A 16,806-nucleotide genomic window follows, 5' to 3' on the forward strand; every position below is an offset into this window, starting at 1 on the left:
TGGTAAGGGTAACTAGTTAAAGCTAAAAGACTTTATATAGGTGTTGGGCTTAAAAATCACTTGCGCCAGATTTGCCACCAAGAAGCTTTGACTTCATCTGCGCCAGTTCTAATGCCAGTCACCAAAATTTTACTTTCAGGGAAATTCAGCTTTAAAACACGCAATGCATCGTTACTCAAATCTTTCATGTTCAATGCTTCATAAGATTTGTGCAAGATGTACAGAGCTTCTTCAGTAGCTGGTGCACGGTCATAATCAGTGATCGCACGTTGTGCACGATTGATCGCGGCTAGATAGGCACCACGGCGATAGTAGTAACGAGCCGTGTTCACATCGCTGTCCGCCAATGAATTCACGATATAACGCATACGATCTAAAGCATCGGGCGTGTACTTGCTCTGTGGAAAACGAGTCGTCAAAGTTTTGAATGCTTCAAATGCATCACGTGCGGCACGTGGATCACGCTCACTCAAATCTTGACCAGTGAGTTTGCCCATAAAGCCCATGTTGTCGTTAAAAGTGATCAAACCTTTTAAGTAATAAGCGTAGTCAACACTTGGGTGACCTGGGTGTAACTGTAGAAAGCGATCAACAGCGGTGATGGCTTGAGCTAATTCACCATCTTTCCAATGGCAATAAGCCACGTTGATTTGTGATTGCTGAGCATAAGGACCAAATGGATAGCGCGCTTCAAGTTTTTCAAAATACTTCACACATTTAGCGTTATCGCCACCATCCATGGCATCTTTGGCTTCAACATACAATTTGTTTTGTGACCAACCAGCAGTTTCATCGTTGGCATCGCCAGCGCATCCACTGAGTAGGGCAGCAGACCCAAGAATACAAACGCTGGCAATAGAAGTCACAAGTCTTTGGCCAATGCGACTTAAACTAGCGTTATTGATAGATGGAAAGGCATCCAATTTTGGCATTACCAGATTCTCCTGAGAACAATACTTCTGATTATATCGATGAGGAAGACTTTATTGCAGTTGTTGTGCCAGATAGTTTGGCAGGAGAGCGCTTAGATAAGGTTTTGGCCCAATTAATACCTCAACATTCTCGTAATCGCCTCCAAACTTGGATTGAGGATGGTTTTGTCACAATTGGTGGCGAAACTCTCAAAATCAGGTATTCAGCCAAGGCTGGTGACCAAATCACGGTGATTCCTCAAGCCAGCGCTGAAGAACAGGCTTATTTGCCCGAGGACCTGCCTTTAGACATCATTTATGAAGACTCAGAACTCTTGGTGATCCATAAACCTGCAGGCATGGTGGTTCATCCTGCTGCTGGTAATTGGTCAGGCACCTTATTGAATGCCTTGCTCTATCGCTACCCATCCATAGCTGGTGTTCCAAGAGCAGGGATTGTGCATCGTTTAGATAAAGACACCTCAGGTTTATTGATGGTTGCCAAGACCTTGGAAGCGCAAACAGATTTGGTCAGACAATTACAGTCTCGGCAAGTGATTCGCCGCTACTTGGCCTTCGCTTGGGGTGAGGTCAGATCCCAGACCGTTCACGCTTCGATTGGTCGTGATCCAAGGGATCGTCTCAAGATGGGTTTGCTCACTGGCTCAGCCAGCAAACCAGCTGTGACCCATGTCAGAAACCTGAACACCCAAGAATTCGGTAAAACCAAAGTGTCGTTGGTGATGTGTCGCCTAGAAACAGGTAGAACTCACCAAATCAGGGTGCATCTTGAATCCTTGGGCAATCCTTTGGTGGGAGATCCAGTTTATAAAAAGAAGTCACCCGCAGATGCTGCTCAGTTGGTATTTTCAAGACCAGGGCAAGCATTGCATGCAACAGTCCTTGGCATCAAACATCCGAGCACCAAAGAAGATATCCTTTGGCAAGCGCCTATACCCCAAGACATGCTTGATTTAGGCTTGCGCTTAGGCATGACAGATAAAGACTTGCATCCTGTATGGGATGAGTTGGACGACTAATCAAGACCAAGACACCACACAACACTCGATGACATCATCCATTCAACTGCTTCAGTGGGGAGCTCCAGAACAGATCAGAACCATGATCACGAATCGTCATGGTGGCTTTAGCCAGCCACCGTTTGATAGCCTGAATCTTGGTTTGCATGTGGGTGACGATCCAGTGGTAGTTCAAAAAAACCGTGATGCTATCAAAGCACTTTTACCCAATGAACCAGTTTGGTTAAATCAAGTTCATGGGGTCCAAGTGGTCGATGCTGATGAGCATGGGGGTGGGGTACCAAATGCTGATGCCTCAGTTACCACCAAACCTGGACAGGTGCTGGCAATCATGACAGCCGATTGTTTACCGGTTTTACTGACCAGTAGGGATGGCAAAGTTGTTGGCGTAGCTCATGCTGGATGGCGAGGTTTGGCTGCTGGTGTGATTGAGCAAACAGTTGCTCTGATGCGAGCCAAGCAAGGTCATCACACTCAAACACAAACTCAAAATGAAATCCTCGCCTACTTAGGGCCTGCGATTGGTCCGCATGCATTTGAAGTGGGCAGTGAAGTAAGAGATGTCTTCATCGCACAGAACCCAGCAAGCGCTGCTTGCTTTGAACAATTGCAAGAAAAGGGTAAATATCTGGCCGATATCTATGGCTTGGCCTGCTTGCGTTTGAATGCCCTGGGTATTGATTTCATTGAGGGTGGCGGTGAGTGCACCGTACAAAATCCGGATTACTTCTCCTATCGTCGTGATCAAAAAACAGGTCGCATGGGTAGTTTTATCTGGATAGACACACCTTAAAACACCTAGCCACACAAGCCTCAAGTAAGCTTCGGCGAAGTTTCGGATAGGGTTAATTCTTATAACGATTTTCTTCATAAACCCTCAAAATAGGGCTATTAGACCTAGGTCAAATACATTCTATTTAAGGAAGTTCTATGATGAACTCGCAAGGCTTTGGATCAGGGCCAAGCCTCGCCCCTCAGCACATGGCTTTGATTCCAGCAGAAAAGTTGGTTGAGATTGAAAAGCAATACGCCAAAGACCTATCGGAACTATGGGCCAATCCAACTGGGACGCCCATCAATGATCGTCGTTTTAAAGGCGAAGCTTGGCAAAACCCATGGAATCAAGCCACAGTTAATTTCTATTTACTGAATTCTCGTCATTTATTGAATTTGGCTGATGCTGTTGAAGCAGAAGCCAAGGTGCGTCAGAGAATACGTTTTAGCATCGAGCAAATGATTGATGCCATGTCACCGGCTAATTTCTTAGCAACCAATCCAGAAGCTCAGCAACGTTTGATTGATACCCAAGGTGAATCTTTGCGAACAGGCATTTTGAATGCTTTGCAAGATTTGGGTAAAGGCAAGGTGTCGCAAACCGATGAGACAGCCTTTGAAGTGGGTAAGAACGTCGCGACCGCAGAGGGCGCCGTTGTTTATCAAACCAAATTATTCCAGATTCTGCAATTCAAGCCACTGACGGATCAAGTATATGAACGTCCGTATTTGATGATCCCTCCATGTATTAATAAATATTACATTTTGGATTTGCAGCCTGAGAGTTCCATGGTGCGTTATTTGGTTGAGCAAGGACACACCGTTTATTTGATCTCTTGGAAAAATCCGGATCCAAGCATGGCTGATACCACTTGGGATGATTACATTGGAGCCGCTGTTCACGGCATCGAAACAGTTCAAGACATCAGTGGTCAAAAGCAAATCAATATCCTAGGCTTCTGCGTCGGTGGCACGATCACTGCCACTGCTTTGGCAGTGATGGCAGCAAGAGATCAGCACCCAGCGGCCAGCTTGACCTTATTGACGACTTTGTTAGATTTTTCTGACACGGGCATCTTGGATGTCTTTGTTGATGAAGCTTTGGTTTCTCTTCGAGAGAACAGCATTGGCGGCAAGGGTAGTGGCAAATGCGGCATGTTGCGTGGTGTTGAACTAGCCAACACATTCTCATTCTTGCGCCCCAATGATTTGGTTTGGAACTACGTGGTTGATAACTACTTAAAAGGTAACTCACCACCGCCATTTGACCTCTTGTATTGGAATGGTGATTCCACCAACTTGCCTGGTGCTATGTACTCTTGGTACTTGAGACATTTGTATTTGCAAAATGAACTCAAAGTTCCTGGCAAGCTAACCATTTGCGGTGAAAAAGTAGATCTTGGCAAAATCAAATGCCCTGTCTATCTCTATGCATCACGCGAAGATCACATCGTTCCTTGGTGGTCTGCTTATGAATCCGTCAAGCTCTTGAAGGGCGCCAAAGTTCATTTTGTTTTGGGGGCATCAGGGCACATTGCGGGTGTGATCAATCCGCCAGCCAAGAAAAAACGCAATTACTGGTCGAACTCCAAAGCACCAGCCACGGCTGATGCATGGTTCGATGGCGCCAAGGAAATTCCGGGCAGCTGGTGGACTGATTGGACTGATTGGTTAAAGCCATTGAGTGGCAAGAAAAAAACAGCACCAAAAAATTATGGCAACACGAAGTACAAAGTTTTAGAAAAAGCGCCAGGTTCTTACGTTAAAGAAAAGGCGATTGATTAATCGTTTTATTGTTAAAGCATCGAATTAAAAGGGAGTTAGCATGAGTCAGAAGATTGCATATGTAACGGGTGGTATGGGTGGTATTGGTACCGCAATTTGTCAGCGTTTGGCCAAAGATGGATTTAAAGTGATCGCTGGTTGCGGTCCTAATTCACCACGTAAAGATCGTTGGTTGGCTGAGCAAAAAGCCCTTGGCTTTGATTTCACAGCCTCAGAAGGCAATGTGGGTGACTGGGACAGTACCGTTGCAGCATTCACCAAAGTCAAAGCTGAATTTGGCAAAGTAGACGTTTTGGTGAACAACGCCGGTATCACTCGTGACACCGTGTTCCGTAAGATGACTCCAGAAGACTGGCGCGCAGTGATCGACACGAATTTGAACTCATTGTTCAACGTGACCAAGCAAGTGATCGATGGCATGGTTGAAGCTGGTTGGGGACGCGTGATCAGTATTTCTTCTGTGAACGGTCAAAAAGGTCAGTTTGGCCAATCTAACTATGCCACTGCCAAAGCCGGTATCCACGGGTTCACAATGTCTTTGGCTCAAGAAACAGCCTCTAAGGGTGTGACTGTGAACACAGTTTCTCCTGGCTATATTGGTACAGACATGGTCACAGCGATTCGTGAAGACGTGCTTGAGAAAATCATCAACACCATTCCGGTTAAACGCCTTGGAACCCCTGATGAGATTGCATCAATCGTGTCTTGGATTGCTTCAGATGAGGGTGGGTTTGCCACAGGTGCTGACTTCTCATTGAACGGCGGTTTACACATGGGCTAAACAATATACAAAAAGGTATATTGCAGCGCAACAATGAAGGGCTTGATTTACACATACAATATGGGTAATCAAGCCCTAATAACTAAATATGGTCACTAAAAAACAATCCGCCAAGTCTGCTGGTGTCAGAACGATTAAGAAGTATCCAAATCGTCGTCTGTATGACACCCAAACAAGTACTTACGTCACCTTATCAGACGTGAAGAACTTAGTATTGGCGCATGAAGAATTCAAAGTCTTGGATGCCAAGACTGAAGAAGATTTGACCAGGGCTATTTTGTTGCAAATCATTTTGGAAGAAGAAGCCGGTGGTGTGCCTTTGTTCACCACACCGATGTTGTCTCAAATGATTCGTTTCTATGGTCACTCCATGCAAGGTGTGGTGGGTGGCATGTTAGAGAAAAATATTCAATCCTTCATTGACATGCAATCGCAGTTTGCTGAGCAGTCAAAGCAAGGTGGCCCCACTCCTGAGAGTTGGGCGCAGTTCATGAACGTGCAAAATCCCATGATGCAACAAATGATGGGAAGCTACGTAGAGCAAAGTAAAAATCTTTTCACGCAAATGCAAGAGAAGATGAAAGACCCAGCGAACGTCTTCACTGGTTTTCCTTTCACACCTCCCGATAAGAGCGATAAATAATTGAGCGGCAAGATTGGTTTTGTTTCCTTAGGTTGCCCTAAGGCCTTAGTTGATGCTGAGCGCATCGTCACGCAGTTGCGTGCCGAGGGCTATGAGATCGCTAAAGACTACGCAGGCTCTGATTTGGTGGTTGTTAATACTTGTGGTTTCATTGATTCGGCCGTTCAAGAAAGCTTGGACGCGATTGGTGAAGCTTTGGCAGAAAACGGCAAGGTGATTGTTACCGGTTGTTTGGGAGCCAAGAAAAACGCTGATGGCTCTGATGTGGTCACTTCAGTTCATCCGAAAGTATTGGCTGTCACAGGCCCACATGCTGCCGATGAAGTTTTGGAAGTGGTGCACCAGCATTTACCTAAAGAGCATGACCCATTTGCAGACTTGGTGCCAAAGGCTGGTATCAAGTTAACGCCTAAGCATTACGCCTATTTAAAAATATCTGAAGGTTGTAATCACCGCTGCACGTTCTGCATCATTCCAAGTTTGCGTGGTGATTTAGTTTCAAGACCGATCGGCGATGTCTTATTAGAAGCACAACATTTATTTGAAGCTGGTGTTAAAGAACTATTGGTGGTGTCACAAGACACGAGTGCCTATGGTGTTGATGTTCAATACCGCACTGGCTTTTGGGATGGTCGTCCAGTCAAGGCAAAACTATTTGACATGGTTGAGGCCTTGGGCAAGTTAGCTCGTCAGCACGGTGCATGGGTTCGTTTGCACTATGTTTATCCTTATCCACACGTGGATGACATCTTGCCATTGATGGCAAACTTTGCCGATGAAGGCAGTGGTGTTGTGCCGTATCTAGATATACCAATGCAGCATGCGCACCCTGATGTTTTAAAGCGCATGAAGCGTCCTGCGAGTGGTGAAAAGAATCTTGATCGCATTCAAGCATGGCGCAAAGCATGTCCAGAATTAACGATCCGCAGTACTTTCATTGCTGGTTTCCCTGGTGAAACAGAAGAAGAATTCAATTACTTGCTCGACTTCATGCGTGAAGCCAAAATTGATCGTGCTGGTTGTTTTGCATACTCTCCAGTGGAGGGTGCTAAAGCCAATGAATTGGCAGGCGCCTTGCCTGATGAACTCAGAAACGAGCGTCAAGCGAGATTCATGGAAGTTGCTGAAGAAATCTCGACCCAACTATTGCAAGCCAAAGTGGGTAAGCGCATCAAAGTCTTGGTTGACTCAGTCAGCTCAAAAGGTGGCATCGGTCGCAGTCAATCTGATGCTCCTGAGATCGATGGTTTGGTCCATTTATTGCCAACGGACAAGATTTCTAAGAAGTACAAAGTGGGCGATTTTGTCAAAGCCACGGTTCTACAAACTCAGGGTCACGACCTGATTGCTCAGCTGTAATTAGTCCTTTTCTCTATATATCTAGGGCATTTCATGGGTGATTACCCCTAGTATTCTCTAATTGCTTGTTTTAGACAGTTACTCGTAAGATTAGCCCTACAGACTAGTTCTTTCTATTCATAATAATTATTTAAGTATTCAAGGAGTTCCAGATGGCACGTGATGTAGTCGTTCTTAGCGCAGTTCGTTCTGCGATTGGTGGTTTTGGTGGTTCATTGAGCAGCATGGAGCCTGCTGAACTGGCTGGTACGGTCATGAAAGAAGCGGTGAGCCGCTCTGGAGTCGATCCTAAACAAATTAACTATGTGACTGTTGGTAACTGTATTCCGACAGAATCACGTTTCCCGTATGTTGCGCGTGTAGCAGCGATTCAAGCAGGCTTACCAATGGATTCAGTGGCGATGGCCGTGAACCGTTTATGTAGTTCTGGTTTGCAAGGCATTGTGACCACATCACAAGCCATCATGTTGGGTGATTGCGATTACGGTGTTGGTGGTGGTGTTGAAGTGATGTCACGCGGTATTTATGGTGCACCTGCGATGAGAACTGGTGCGCGCATGGGTGACACCAAAATGATTGACTTGATGGTGTCTACATTGACAGACCCATTTGGTGCAGGTCACATGGGTATCACTGCAGAAAATCTAGCGGCTAAGTGGAACATCACCCGTGAAGAGCAAGATGCTCTCGCTGTTGAATCTCATCGTCGTGCGACTGCTGCCATTGCAGAAGGTCGTTTTAAATCACAGATCACACCAATCACCATGCAAACTCGCAAAGGTGATGTGGTGTTTGATACCGACGAACACGTTAAGGCAAGTACCACGATGGAAAGCCTTGGCAAGATGAAGCCAGCCTTCAAAAAAGACGGCACGGTGACTGCAGGTAACGCATCAGGTATCAATGACGGTGCAGCCTTCTTTGTTTTAGCGTCTGCAGATGCAGCCGCCAAAGCTGGTCAGAAACCAATGGCTCGCTTGGTATCTTATGCATTGGCGGGTGTGCCTAATGACATCATGGGCGAAGGTCCGATCCCGGCATCTAAGATTGCTTTGAAGCGCGCTGGTTTGACCATCGACAAGATGGACGTGATTGAGTCTAACGAAGCTTTTGCAGCGCAAGCGATTGCCGTTTCAAAAGGTTTGGAGCTTGACATGACTAAGACAAATCCAAACGGTGGTGCGATTGCATTGGGTCACCCAGTGGGATGTTCAGGTGCTTTCATTGCAACCAAAGCCATCTATGAATTACATCGTACTGGCGGTAAATATGCATTGGTGACGATGTGTATCGGTGGCGGACAAGGTATTGCTGTGGTGTTTGAACGCTTGTAATCAACAGTCAAACTTACTCAAAGAAAAACCGCTCACAGAGCGGTTTTTTTATTAAATCACCTGTAAAACTAATTTAGGGGATTTATCTAGTATTTTGAGAAGTAATCTTGCTGGACCAGTTGGGTAACGTTTTCCTTGTTCCCAATTTCTGATGGTATCCAAAGGCACCATGATTCTCTCTGATAACTCTTTTTGGGTGAAACCTAATTTTTCACGAATGCTCTTTGCATATAAAGCCGCATCCATTTTTGCCTCTAAATCATCTTGAGCTTTTTGTTTGGCAATTTCTTTTTCGCCTGTAGCATTCAGTAATTTCTTGTTGAGGGTTGATTTTGGAAAAGACTTTGGATTATTAAAGTCAACCGTAATGCGCGTGATTTTTATATCTCTTTTTTTCTCTTTCATTTGCTTTCCTCGCTGAAATTATTCTGATGGCTTCTTCTCTGAAGGTATAAATGACAACAAACAATATTTCGTCATGCTTGGCCAATAACTCAAACCTTTCTTCACCATAATCATGTCGAGTATCAGGGGTGATACATTGGTGAGGGTCTAAAAATGCATGCGTAATATCTTGAAATTGAAATCCTCTTAATTTTTTGCATTCTGAATTTTTATCTTCATCCCACTCAAACCCTTTTTTCTTAATGTAGTTCAATGAACTACTTATGTCAAGATGTACTTTATTGATCAAATAAACCTCTTTTCACATATTTGTTAATTTATGAAGCCCAATAAGGACAAAACCCCCGCTTCATAAAAGCAGGGGTTCTGATTAATTAACGTTTATGTGTTCAGATTGTTTACGGCATATTCAATCAAAGAAGATCTAAACAGGCATTCAAGCCAACATGATCAAAAGCCAAATCTGCTTTTTCTTTCACAATTGGTTTTGCGCGGTAGGCAATTGATAAACCAGCACCATGCATCATCGGTAAATCGTTCGAGCCATCGCCCATGGTGATGGCAGCATGCTTATTAGCTCCGAGTGCTAAGCAGCGAGCTTCAACATAAGCTGCTTTGGCTGCACCATCCACAATATTGCCTAATACTTGACCAGTTAAGAAGCCATCAACAATCTCTAATTGATTGGCATGAGTTTCAGATAAATTCAACTGAGCTTGCAGTTTGTGCGTGAAGAAAGTAAAGCCACCAGAAACCAAAAGAGTGTGAATCCCTTTGGCATGCGCACCAGCTATCAATTCTTTGGCGCCTGGATTGAGTCGCAAACGTTGAGTGAAGACTTCGTCTAAAGCAAAAGCAGGAACACCTTTTAATAAGGCCACACGTCGGCGCAAGCTCTCGCTGAAATCTTTGATTTCACCGCGCATTGCAGCTTCTGTGATTTCTGAAACTTCTTTCTTTTTTCCTACAGCATCAGCAATCTCATCAATGCACTCGATATTGATCAAGGTTGAATCCATGTCCATGGCCAAGACCTTGATGTCTGAGCCTTTGAAATGCTTTGGTAAAAAACCAACATCCGTTTGATGTAAAACACCTAAATTACGAAGATGAGCACGATGCTCAATATTCAATGCTTCTTTTAACTCAAGCACTGCAGTTCTTGGAGTCTTTTTTTCAACAGAAACGATTGTGTGAGATTTTTCAATCTCGCGGATGAGTTGATCGTCAATGACGTCTTGATGGAATAAGGCAATGTGCATCATGATGTTTTTAGTGTTTCAGGTTTAATAGCAGTATCGCTCAAATGCTTGAGTAATTGTCGAATCGCCTCAAGTCGTTGAGCCAAGGTAATGAATGCTTCTTTATCGGCTGGCAAAATTTTTAACTTATCTTGGCCATTGAGCTGGATTCGTTTATTGGTTTGCACCAGCTGAATGATCTTGATCGGATCAATCGGTGGGTTGGGGATGAACTGAATCGTGATCTGAGCAGGATTGGCATCAATTTTCTTGATACCCAACACAGCCATATTCAAACGCAAACGATGGGTTTCAAACAATGATTGAGCTTGTTCTGGTAAATCACCAAAGCGGTCCACCAATTCTTCTTTGATATCCATGAGCTTTTCAAAGGAGCTCACAGTGGCTAAGCGCTTATAGAGTGACAGGCGTTCATGAACATCAGGGCAGTAATCATTGGTTAAAAGAGCAGGAACGCCCAAAGTGATATCTGTGATCACTTCCATTGGTGCCATCAAATCAGGCTCTTTGCCATTCTTTAAAGAATTGACGGCTTTATTGAGCATCTCGGTATACAGCTGGAAGCCAATTTCAGAAATGTCACCTGATTGTTTGTCTCCCAAGACTTCACCTGCGCCACGGATTTCTAAATCGTGCATCGCCAAATAGAAACCAGAACCCAATTCTTCCATCGCCTGAATCGCATCCAAGCGCAACTTAGCTTGCTTGGTCAATGCCTCTGGATCAGGCACTGTTAAATAGGCATAGGCTTGATGGTGAGAGCGCCCAACGCGACCGCGTAATTGGTGCAATTGAGCCAAACCAAACTTATCAGCACGGTGCATGATGATGGTATTAGCAGTTGGCACGTCAATACCGGTTTCAATGATGGTGGTGCACAACAAAATATTGGCGCGCTGTGTGACGAAGTCACGCATCACACGCTCTAGATCTCGTTCATGCATTTGTCCATGAGCCACCACAATACGAGCTTCAGGCAATAGTTTCTCTAAAGACTGTTTGCGGTTCTCAATGGTATCGACTTCATTGTGGAGGAAATACACCTGACCACCACGTTTGATTTCTCGAAGCACGGCTTCACGAATAACTCCATCGCTTTCTCTGCGCACAAAAGTTTTGATCGCCAAACGCTTTTGCGGTGCTGTGGCAATGACGGAAAAATCTCTCAAGCCTTCCAAGGCCATGCCCAAGGTTCTTGGGATAGGGGTGGCAGTCAAGGTTAAGACATCCACTTCAGCTCGCAAAGATTTGAGAGCTTCTTTCTGGCGAACACCAAATCGATGTTCTTCATCGATGATCACCAAGCCTAAGCGCGGGAACTTCACATCGGCTGAGAACAGTTTGTGTGTGCCAATCACAATGTCTGCTTCACCTTTGGCCATCGCTTCAAGAGCAGCATTGATCTCTTTGGTGGTTTTAAAGCGAGACAGCTCCACAATCTTCACAGGCCAATCAGCAAAGCGATCTTTCCAGGTCTCAGCATGTTGCTCAGCCAAGAGGGTGGTTGGGGCCATGATGGCGACTTGCTTGCCACCCATCACTGCTAAGAAGCTGGCACGCAAAGCCACTTCAGTTTTACCAAAGCCCACATCACCACACACCAAACGATCCATTGGTTTGCCGCTGGTCATGTCTTGGATCACAGCAGCAATGGCCGCCGCTTGGTCAGCCGTTTCTTCAAAGCCAAAACTCTCTGCAAAAGCTTCATAGTCATGAGCAGAAAATTCAAAGGCGTGACCTTTACGCAATGCACGTTGCGCGTATAAATTCAAAAGCTCAGCAGCGGTGTCCCTGATTTGTTGGGCCGCTTTGCGCTTAGCGCGTTCCCATTGGCCAGAGCCTAATTGATGCAAAGGGGCTGTTTCTGGATCAGAGCCTGCATAACGAGAGATCAGTTGGAGTTGAGCCACTGGTACATACAAGGTGGCAGCATGCGCATAAAGTAAATGCAGAAATTCTTCTTCGCCATTACCAACATCCAACAAAATCAAACCTTGGTAACGACCAATGCCGTGCTCAGCATGTACCACTGGATCGCCAACCTTGAGCTCGGATAAATCCTTGACCAAGGTATCAACGTTGCTCGCTTCCTTGTCTTTGCCCTTGCGTCTGGTTCTGGCACTCGCAGCAAATAACTCAGATTCAGTGATCACAATGATCTTGGCATGACTTGCCACAAAGCCATCATGAATCGCGCTGTGAGTGATCGACAAGGGCACATCAGAGGCGATGAATTCAGCCAAAGAATCTGATGAGTGAGTCTTTAACTGATTCTCTTCAAACAACTGACGAATGGTTTCGCGACGACCAGCACTATCGGCACTGATCAATACCCGTGATTCGGTATTGTTGATCAAATGCTTGAGCTTAGAAATTGGATCCGCATCTTTGCGATTCACAGCAATGTCAGGCAAAGTCCAAAAGCTTCGTTCGCTGACTTCATTATTTTGATCAGAACTTTCTAAGGTGCTTTCGACGGTATTTTCTTTTTGCAAAACCAAACGAGCATGAGGCTTTAATAAAGCAAACAACTCATCATTTTCTAGATACAGTTGCTTTGGAGCTAAAACTGGTCTTGAAGAGTCATGACTTAAAAAGTTATAACGCTGCTGCGTGTCTTGCCAGAAACCTTTGATTTGGCTTTCTAGTTCACCATGAATGCCTAACCAAACTGGACCCTTGGCCAGTGGCAGGTAATCAAAGACCGTGGCAGTGCTTTCAAAGAACAGTGGCAAATAAGATTCAATGCCCGCACTAGGGATGCCAAGCCCCATGTCTTTATAAATACTGCAGCGGCTTGGATCACCATCAAATACTTCCCGCCAACGACCACGGAACGCAGTGCGTGATTCTTCATCCATCGGGAATTCATGGCCTGGCAACAAACGCACTTCTTGCACAGGAAACAAACTGCGTTGAGTGTCTGGATCGAACGATCTGATTTGGTCAATCTCATCACCAAACAAATCCAAGCGATAAGGTAGGGCAGATCCCATTGGGAATAAATCAATCAAGCCACCACGCAAACTGTATTCACCAGGACGGACCACGGCACTCACTGGATCGTAGCCTGCTTGCTGAAGTTGTAAGCGCAAGGCCATCTCGTCTAACTTATCACCCTTCTTAAAGAAGAACGTGTGAGCAGCCAAGAAACTTGGCGGACCTAGTTTTTGTATGGCGGTGGTCACGGGCATTAAAACAATATCGCAATGACCAATCAATAATTCATGAAGGGTGGCTAAGCGCTCAGACACTAAATCTTGGTGAGGCGAGAAGGCATCGTATGGGAGGATTTCCCAATCTGGCAACAATCTGACGGTCAGATCGGGAGCAAAGACGGGGATTTCCTCATGCAAGCGCGCAGCATCTAAAGCACTGGCGCAAATGATCACCATCACAGAAAAGGCTGAACGATGATTCAAGGCCTGTTGGGCAATCACCGCAGCATCAGAAGAACCATTCAAGCCGCTCAAGGTAAAGCGCTGCCCATCCCTCGGTCCGGGTAGGGGGGGTGACCATGTCACCGAACTTGATTTGGCCAATATTTCAGCCGATAACTTCTGCATAAGCTAGACATTATAGAATTGAGGGATGAACTTAGCCGAAACCCCTCCAAATTCGATGCCCAAGCTGCATGTTCTGATTCCTTGTGCTGGCACTGGCAGTCGCATGGGTTTGAAGCAACCCAAACAGTTTGAGTTGTTGGCAGGTCTGCCGATGGCGCTTCACGCTATCAGTACCTTCTTATCAATGCCTGAGATTGCGTCTGTTTGGGTGGGTGTTTCAGAAGAAAGCAAAGAGCTGCCCCAAGAACTACCGAAAGCATCTTGGCCAAAGGACTCTCGCTTTAAGCTGAGCGCAACGGGTGGGGCCGCAAGAGCCGATACAGTGCTTAATACCCTCAAAGCCATGGCAAAAGCCGGCATTGATCAAGATGCCTGGGTCTTGGTGCATGATGCGGCCAGACCTGGTTTAACGGTTGAAGCAGCCAGACGTTTGATTCAAGCAGTCACTGAACACGTGTATGTCAGTGGCGGTATTTTGGCCATGCCCATGGCTGATACATTGAAACTCATTTCCCCACAAAACCCACAATGCATTGGTAAAACCTTGCCAAGAGATGGCTTGTGGTTAGCTCAAACACCACAAATGTTCCGTTTAATGGCTTTGACTGAAGCATTAGAAGCGGCTATTAAAAACAAGTTTGAAGTCACGGATGAAGCGAGCGCCATGGAGCGTGCTGGTTGTGAACCGCTCTTGGTGCCAGGCGAATGGCGTAATATCAAAGTCACATACCCACAAGACTGGGCATTGATGGATCAAATTTTGACCCATCACTCTCAAAAGAAAGAGAATCAATGACAAGCAGCGCATTTCGAATCGGCCAAGGTTACGACGTTCACGCATTGGTGGCTGGTCGTGATTTGATTTTAGGTGGCGTGAAGATTCCTAATGACAAAGGTCTATTGGGGCACTCAGACGCCGATGCTTTGCTGCATGCCATCACCGACGCACTCTTAGGAGCTGCTGCCTTGGGTGACATTGGTAGACACTTTCCTGATACAGACGATCGTTATAAAGGTGCGGACAGTCGCGTCTTACTCCGTGCCACCATGTCATTACTTCAAGCAGCAGGATATTCAGTGGGCAATGTCGATGCAACCATCATTTGTCAGTCACCAAAAATGGCGCCACACATACCTGAGATGGTTAAGAACATTGCCAGTGATTTGGGTGTTACTCCAGATCACATCAATGTCAAAGCTAAAACAAATGAAAAGCTCGGTCATCTTGGTAGGGGCGAGGGCATTGCTGTGCAAGCAGTTGCTTTGATTCAGAAATCCTAAGGTTTCCTTTATTTTTTTCCGTAGGCTGCGTCATGATCAGGTTCAATTAATAAAACCCTTAAAAAATGATCTTGTCTGAACCCAATTCCGCGTATTGATTTACTAACCCGGAATGAATAGAGTGCATCAATACCCTGTGGTGCTTGAATGCTGTGAATCTTTTCCCACCTCAAACCTTTATCTTTATAGACTTGATTCCAAGTGAGTTGGGTGAGTTTTTCGAAGGTAGCAATTGCCTTCTCCTGTTCAATTTGTTCTAGATTGTTCCAGGTTGATTGAAATGAGGGGCTATTAAGATCAATTTCTACTAATAACTCAGGCTTTACGTTTCGCGCCATGAGTTTTTGATATCTTTAACTTTGATAAATCGCTGGCTTTTGCTGGAGTTTTTTCTGCCCATGCCAAGGCTGCAGTTAGATTCTTTTTAACAGTTGGTGTATGAATCCATCTCTCATTATCAGGAATTACTGTGGCGGTTCTAATGACCCAAACACCAGGTTCAGGATTTTCAATTAGAACTTGACGACCAGCATGCTCCTTCCCAAGTGAAATTTGTCCACTTGAGCCTATAGATTTAATAACTTGATGATCGATGACTACGCCCATGGTTCTCTCCAATTCATGCAGCATGATTGCATTATAGCATGATGGCATGAATTTAGTGAAACCTTTTTTATTTCAATGCCAAATAGTTATTCAAATAAAAAAGCCTCAAATTGAGGCTTTTTCTTGATGCAGTAACTGATGAAGGGAGTTGATCAAACAGCTAACAATTCCACTTCAAATAGCAAAGTTGCGTTTGGTGGAATCACGCCACCAGCACCTGATGCGCCATAGCCCAAGTCTGATGGGATCACCAAGCGACGTGTGCCGCCAACTTTCATGCCTTGAACGCCTTCATCCCAACCGCGGATGACCATACCGCCGCCCAATGGGAACTCAAAAGGATCGTTGTGATCTTTGCTTGAATCAAACTTTGAACCTGCTTGACCGTTTTCATACAACCAACCTGTGTAATGAACTGACACATATTGACCTTTGGTGGCTTCTGCGCCAGATCCTACAACTGTGTCTTCATACTGCAAACCTGATGGAGTGGTGATCATCTTCTATCCTTATTTTTTTAAACTGTCTCTGATTTCTCTTAGTAGCTGAATATCTTCAGGTACTGGAGGTGGTGGTGCATCTGCTTCGTCCTGAAGTTTAATGCGATTAATGATTTTGACCATTTGGAAAATAATGAAGGCCAAAATCACGAAATTGAGGGTGATCGTCAAAAAGTTACCGTAGGCAAATAATGGTACGCCGGCCTTTTTGAGAGCATCCAATGTCATTGGGACATTTTCAGGAACTTTGCCTAAAACAATGAATAAATTAGAAAAATCTAATTTTCCACCAATCAACCAGGCAATCACGGGCATGATCACATCGCCCACCACGGAGTCAACGATTTTGCCAAAGGCGCCACCGATGATCACGCCAACCGCTAAATCAATCACATTGCCTCGAACTGCGAAGGCGCGGAATTCTTGAATCATCTTCATAGGGCTGCTCTTTCTGTCTGCTAAATCAATTAGGTCGGTAGTTTAGCTAGATTGGAAATGAAAGCCAATCCGCTTCATGGAGATAAGCGCTAAAAGCCCTATAAATCACTGAATCATAAGA

18 protein-coding genes are annotated in these 16,806 nt (G+C 45.2%); 9 read left to right on the plus strand and 9 right to left on the minus strand.

Annotated elements, in window-relative coordinates:
- Window positions 1–56: 56 nt before the first annotated feature.
- The gene (locus tag ICE88_RS08250; protein WP_216251590.1) at window positions 57–932 is read right to left on the minus strand and encodes an outer membrane protein assembly factor BamD; all 876 of its coding nucleotides are present in this window, start codon (window positions 930–932) and stop codon (window positions 57–59) included.
- Here ICE88_RS08250 and ICE88_RS08255 point away from each other — a divergent pair.
- From ICE88_RS08255 to ICE88_RS08285, 7 genes are all read left to right on the plus strand, one after another.
- Window positions 926–1,951 carry an RluA family pseudouridine synthase gene (locus tag ICE88_RS08255; protein WP_216251594.1) on the plus strand — a complete coding sequence of 342 codons (1,026 nt, stop codon included), beginning with the start codon at window positions 926–928 and terminating at the stop codon, window positions 1,949–1,951. The two genes, ICE88_RS08250 and ICE88_RS08255, sit on opposite strands and share 7 nt — an antisense overlap.
- Complete coding sequence (pgeF, locus tag ICE88_RS08260; RefSeq protein WP_255535275.1) at window positions 1,935–2,744, plus strand: peptidoglycan editing factor PgeF; 810 nt, start codon at window positions 1,935–1,937, stop codon at window positions 2,742–2,744. The genes ICE88_RS08255 and pgeF overlap by 17 nt, the downstream gene beginning before the upstream one ends.
- A gap of 137 nt (window positions 2,745–2,881) precedes the next feature.
- Complete coding sequence (gene phaC / locus ICE88_RS08265; RefSeq protein WP_216251596.1) at window positions 2,882–4,510, plus strand: class I poly(R)-hydroxyalkanoic acid synthase; 1,629 nt, start codon at window positions 2,882–2,884, stop codon at window positions 4,508–4,510.
- 40 nt (window positions 4,511–4,550) lie between these two features.
- A complete protein-coding gene (locus tag ICE88_RS08270) occupies window positions 4,551–5,291 on the plus strand; it encodes a 3-ketoacyl-ACP reductase (RefSeq protein WP_216251598.1) in 741 nt (246 codons plus the stop codon).
- Between the two features lie 88 nt (window positions 5,292–5,379).
- Window positions 5,380–5,934 (plus strand): polyhydroxyalkanoate synthesis repressor PhaR, encoded by a 555-nt coding sequence (gene phaR, locus ICE88_RS08275; protein ID WP_216251601.1) that lies wholly within the window; start codon window positions 5,380–5,382, stop codon window positions 5,932–5,934.
- Window positions 5,935–7,293, plus strand: a complete 1,359-nt coding sequence (rimO, locus tag ICE88_RS08280; RefSeq protein WP_215289435.1) for a 30S ribosomal protein S12 methylthiotransferase RimO — start codon at window positions 5,935–5,937, stop codon at window positions 7,291–7,293. It abuts the gene before it with no gap.
- Window positions 7,294–7,445: 152 nt separating this feature from the next.
- Window positions 7,446–8,627: an acetyl-CoA C-acyltransferase family protein gene (locus ICE88_RS08285; protein WP_216251603.1), complete on the plus strand. Its 1,182-nt coding sequence runs from the start codon at window positions 7,446–7,448 to the stop codon at window positions 8,625–8,627.
- A 51-nt stretch (window positions 8,628–8,678) separates the two neighbouring features.
- On the opposite strand, the gene ICE88_RS08290 is transcribed toward ICE88_RS08285, so the two are convergent.
- The 4 genes from ICE88_RS08290 to mfd all read right to left on the minus strand — a co-directional run bounded on the left by ICE88_RS08290 (window position 8,679) and on the right by mfd (window position 13,860).
- Entirely contained in the window at window positions 8,679–9,032 is a 354-nt protein-coding gene (locus ICE88_RS08290) for a DNA-binding transcriptional regulator (RefSeq protein ID WP_255535276.1), read from the minus strand.
- Complete coding sequence (locus ICE88_RS08295; protein WP_255535277.1) at window positions 8,986–9,321, minus strand: BrnT family toxin; 336 nt, start codon at window positions 9,319–9,321, stop codon at window positions 8,986–8,988. The genes ICE88_RS08290 and ICE88_RS08295 overlap by 47 nt, the downstream gene beginning before the upstream one ends.
- Window positions 9,322–9,445: 124 nt before the next feature.
- Window positions 9,446–10,294 (minus strand): phosphoserine phosphatase SerB, encoded by an 849-nt coding sequence (gene serB / locus ICE88_RS08300; protein WP_216251999.1) that lies wholly within the window; start codon window positions 10,292–10,294, stop codon window positions 9,446–9,448.
- Window positions 10,294–13,860: a transcription-repair coupling factor gene (mfd, locus tag ICE88_RS08305; RefSeq protein ID WP_216251607.1), complete on the minus strand. Its 3,567-nt coding sequence runs from the start codon at window positions 13,858–13,860 to the stop codon at window positions 10,294–10,296. The genes serB and mfd overlap by 1 nt, the downstream gene beginning before the upstream one ends.
- A 25-nt stretch (window positions 13,861–13,885) precedes the next feature.
- Between mfd and ispD the strand changes: the two genes are divergently transcribed.
- On the plus strand, window positions 13,886–14,656 hold the full coding sequence (ispD, locus tag ICE88_RS08310; protein WP_216251609.1) for a 2-C-methyl-D-erythritol 4-phosphate cytidylyltransferase: 771 nt from the start codon (window positions 13,886–13,888) through the stop codon (window positions 14,654–14,656).
- Complete coding sequence (gene ispF / locus ICE88_RS08315) at window positions 14,653–15,141, plus strand: 2-C-methyl-D-erythritol 2,4-cyclodiphosphate synthase (protein ID WP_216251614.1); 489 nt, start codon at window positions 14,653–14,655, stop codon at window positions 15,139–15,141. The genes ispD and ispF overlap by 4 nt, the downstream gene beginning before the upstream one ends.
- Window positions 15,142–15,149: 8 nt before the next feature.
- Here ispF and ICE88_RS08320 read toward each other — a convergent pair whose 3' ends face one another.
- From ICE88_RS08320 to mscL, 4 genes are all read right to left on the minus strand, one after another.
- Complete coding sequence (locus ICE88_RS08320; protein WP_216251616.1) at window positions 15,150–15,479, minus strand: rhamnan synthesis F family protein; 330 nt, start codon at window positions 15,477–15,479, stop codon at window positions 15,150–15,152.
- On the minus strand, window positions 15,457–15,771 hold the full coding sequence (locus tag ICE88_RS08325) for a hypothetical protein (protein ID WP_216251620.1): 315 nt from the start codon (window positions 15,769–15,771) through the stop codon (window positions 15,457–15,459). The genes ICE88_RS08320 and ICE88_RS08325 overlap by 23 nt, the downstream gene beginning before the upstream one ends.
- Before the next feature lie 128 nt (window positions 15,772–15,899).
- The gene (locus ICE88_RS08330; protein WP_216251622.1) at window positions 15,900–16,247 is read right to left on the minus strand and encodes an FKBP-type peptidyl-prolyl cis-trans isomerase; all 348 of its coding nucleotides are present in this window, start codon (window positions 16,245–16,247) and stop codon (window positions 15,900–15,902) included.
- Window positions 16,248–16,256: 9 nt separating this feature from the next.
- Window positions 16,257–16,685, minus strand: a complete 429-nt coding sequence (gene mscL, locus ICE88_RS08335; protein WP_216251624.1) for a large conductance mechanosensitive channel protein MscL — start codon at window positions 16,683–16,685, stop codon at window positions 16,257–16,259.
- Window positions 16,686–16,806: the final 121 nt, after the last annotated feature.

Source organism: Polynucleobacter sp. AM-26B4, assembly GCF_018882285.1.
Taxonomy (GTDB): Bacteria; Pseudomonadota; Gammaproteobacteria; order Burkholderiales; family Burkholderiaceae; genus Polynucleobacter.

Excerpts from the sequence above, each read along its gene's own strand:
- ICE88_RS08250 (WP_216251590.1), bottom strand. The coding sequence starts at position 932 with ATGCCAAAATTGGATGCCTTTCCATCTATCAATAACGCTAGTTTAAGT.
- mfd (WP_216251607.1), bottom strand. The coding sequence starts at position 13,860 with ATGCAGAAGTTATCGGCTGAAATATTGGCCAAATCAAGTTCGGTGACA.
- ICE88_RS08290 (WP_255535276.1), bottom strand. The coding sequence starts at position 9,032 with ATGAAAGAGAAAAAAAGAGATATAAAAATCACGCGCATTACGGTTGAC.
- phaC (WP_216251596.1), top strand. The coding sequence starts at position 2,882 with ATGATGAACTCGCAAGGCTTTGGATCAGGGCCAAGCCTCGCCCCTCAG.
- pgeF (WP_255535275.1), top strand. The coding sequence starts at position 1,935 with ATGAGTTGGACGACTAATCAAGACCAAGACACCACACAACACTCGATG.
- ICE88_RS08330 (WP_216251622.1), bottom strand. The coding sequence starts at position 16,247 with ATGATCACCACTCCATCAGGTTTGCAGTATGAAGACACAGTTGTAGGA.
- mscL (WP_216251624.1), bottom strand. The coding sequence starts at position 16,685 with ATGAAGATGATTCAAGAATTCCGCGCCTTCGCAGTTCGAGGCAATGTG.
- ispF (WP_216251614.1), top strand. The coding sequence starts at position 14,653 with ATGACAAGCAGCGCATTTCGAATCGGCCAAGGTTACGACGTTCACGCA.
- serB (WP_216251999.1), bottom strand. The coding sequence starts at position 10,294 with ATGCACATTGCCTTATTCCATCAAGACGTCATTGACGATCAACTCATC.
- ICE88_RS08325 (WP_216251620.1), bottom strand. The coding sequence starts at position 15,771 with ATGCTGCATGAATTGGAGAGAACCATGGGCGTAGTCATCGATCATCAA.
- ispD (WP_216251609.1), top strand. The coding sequence starts at position 13,886 with ATGAACTTAGCCGAAACCCCTCCAAATTCGATGCCCAAGCTGCATGTT.
- phaR (WP_216251601.1), top strand. The coding sequence starts at position 5,380 with ATGGTCACTAAAAAACAATCCGCCAAGTCTGCTGGTGTCAGAACGATT.
- ICE88_RS08285 (WP_216251603.1), top strand. The coding sequence starts at position 7,446 with ATGGCACGTGATGTAGTCGTTCTTAGCGCAGTTCGTTCTGCGATTGGT.
- ICE88_RS08270 (WP_216251598.1), top strand. The coding sequence starts at position 4,551 with ATGAGTCAGAAGATTGCATATGTAACGGGTGGTATGGGTGGTATTGGT.
- ICE88_RS08320 (WP_216251616.1), bottom strand. The coding sequence starts at position 15,479 with ATGGCGCGAAACGTAAAGCCTGAGTTATTAGTAGAAATTGATCTTAAT.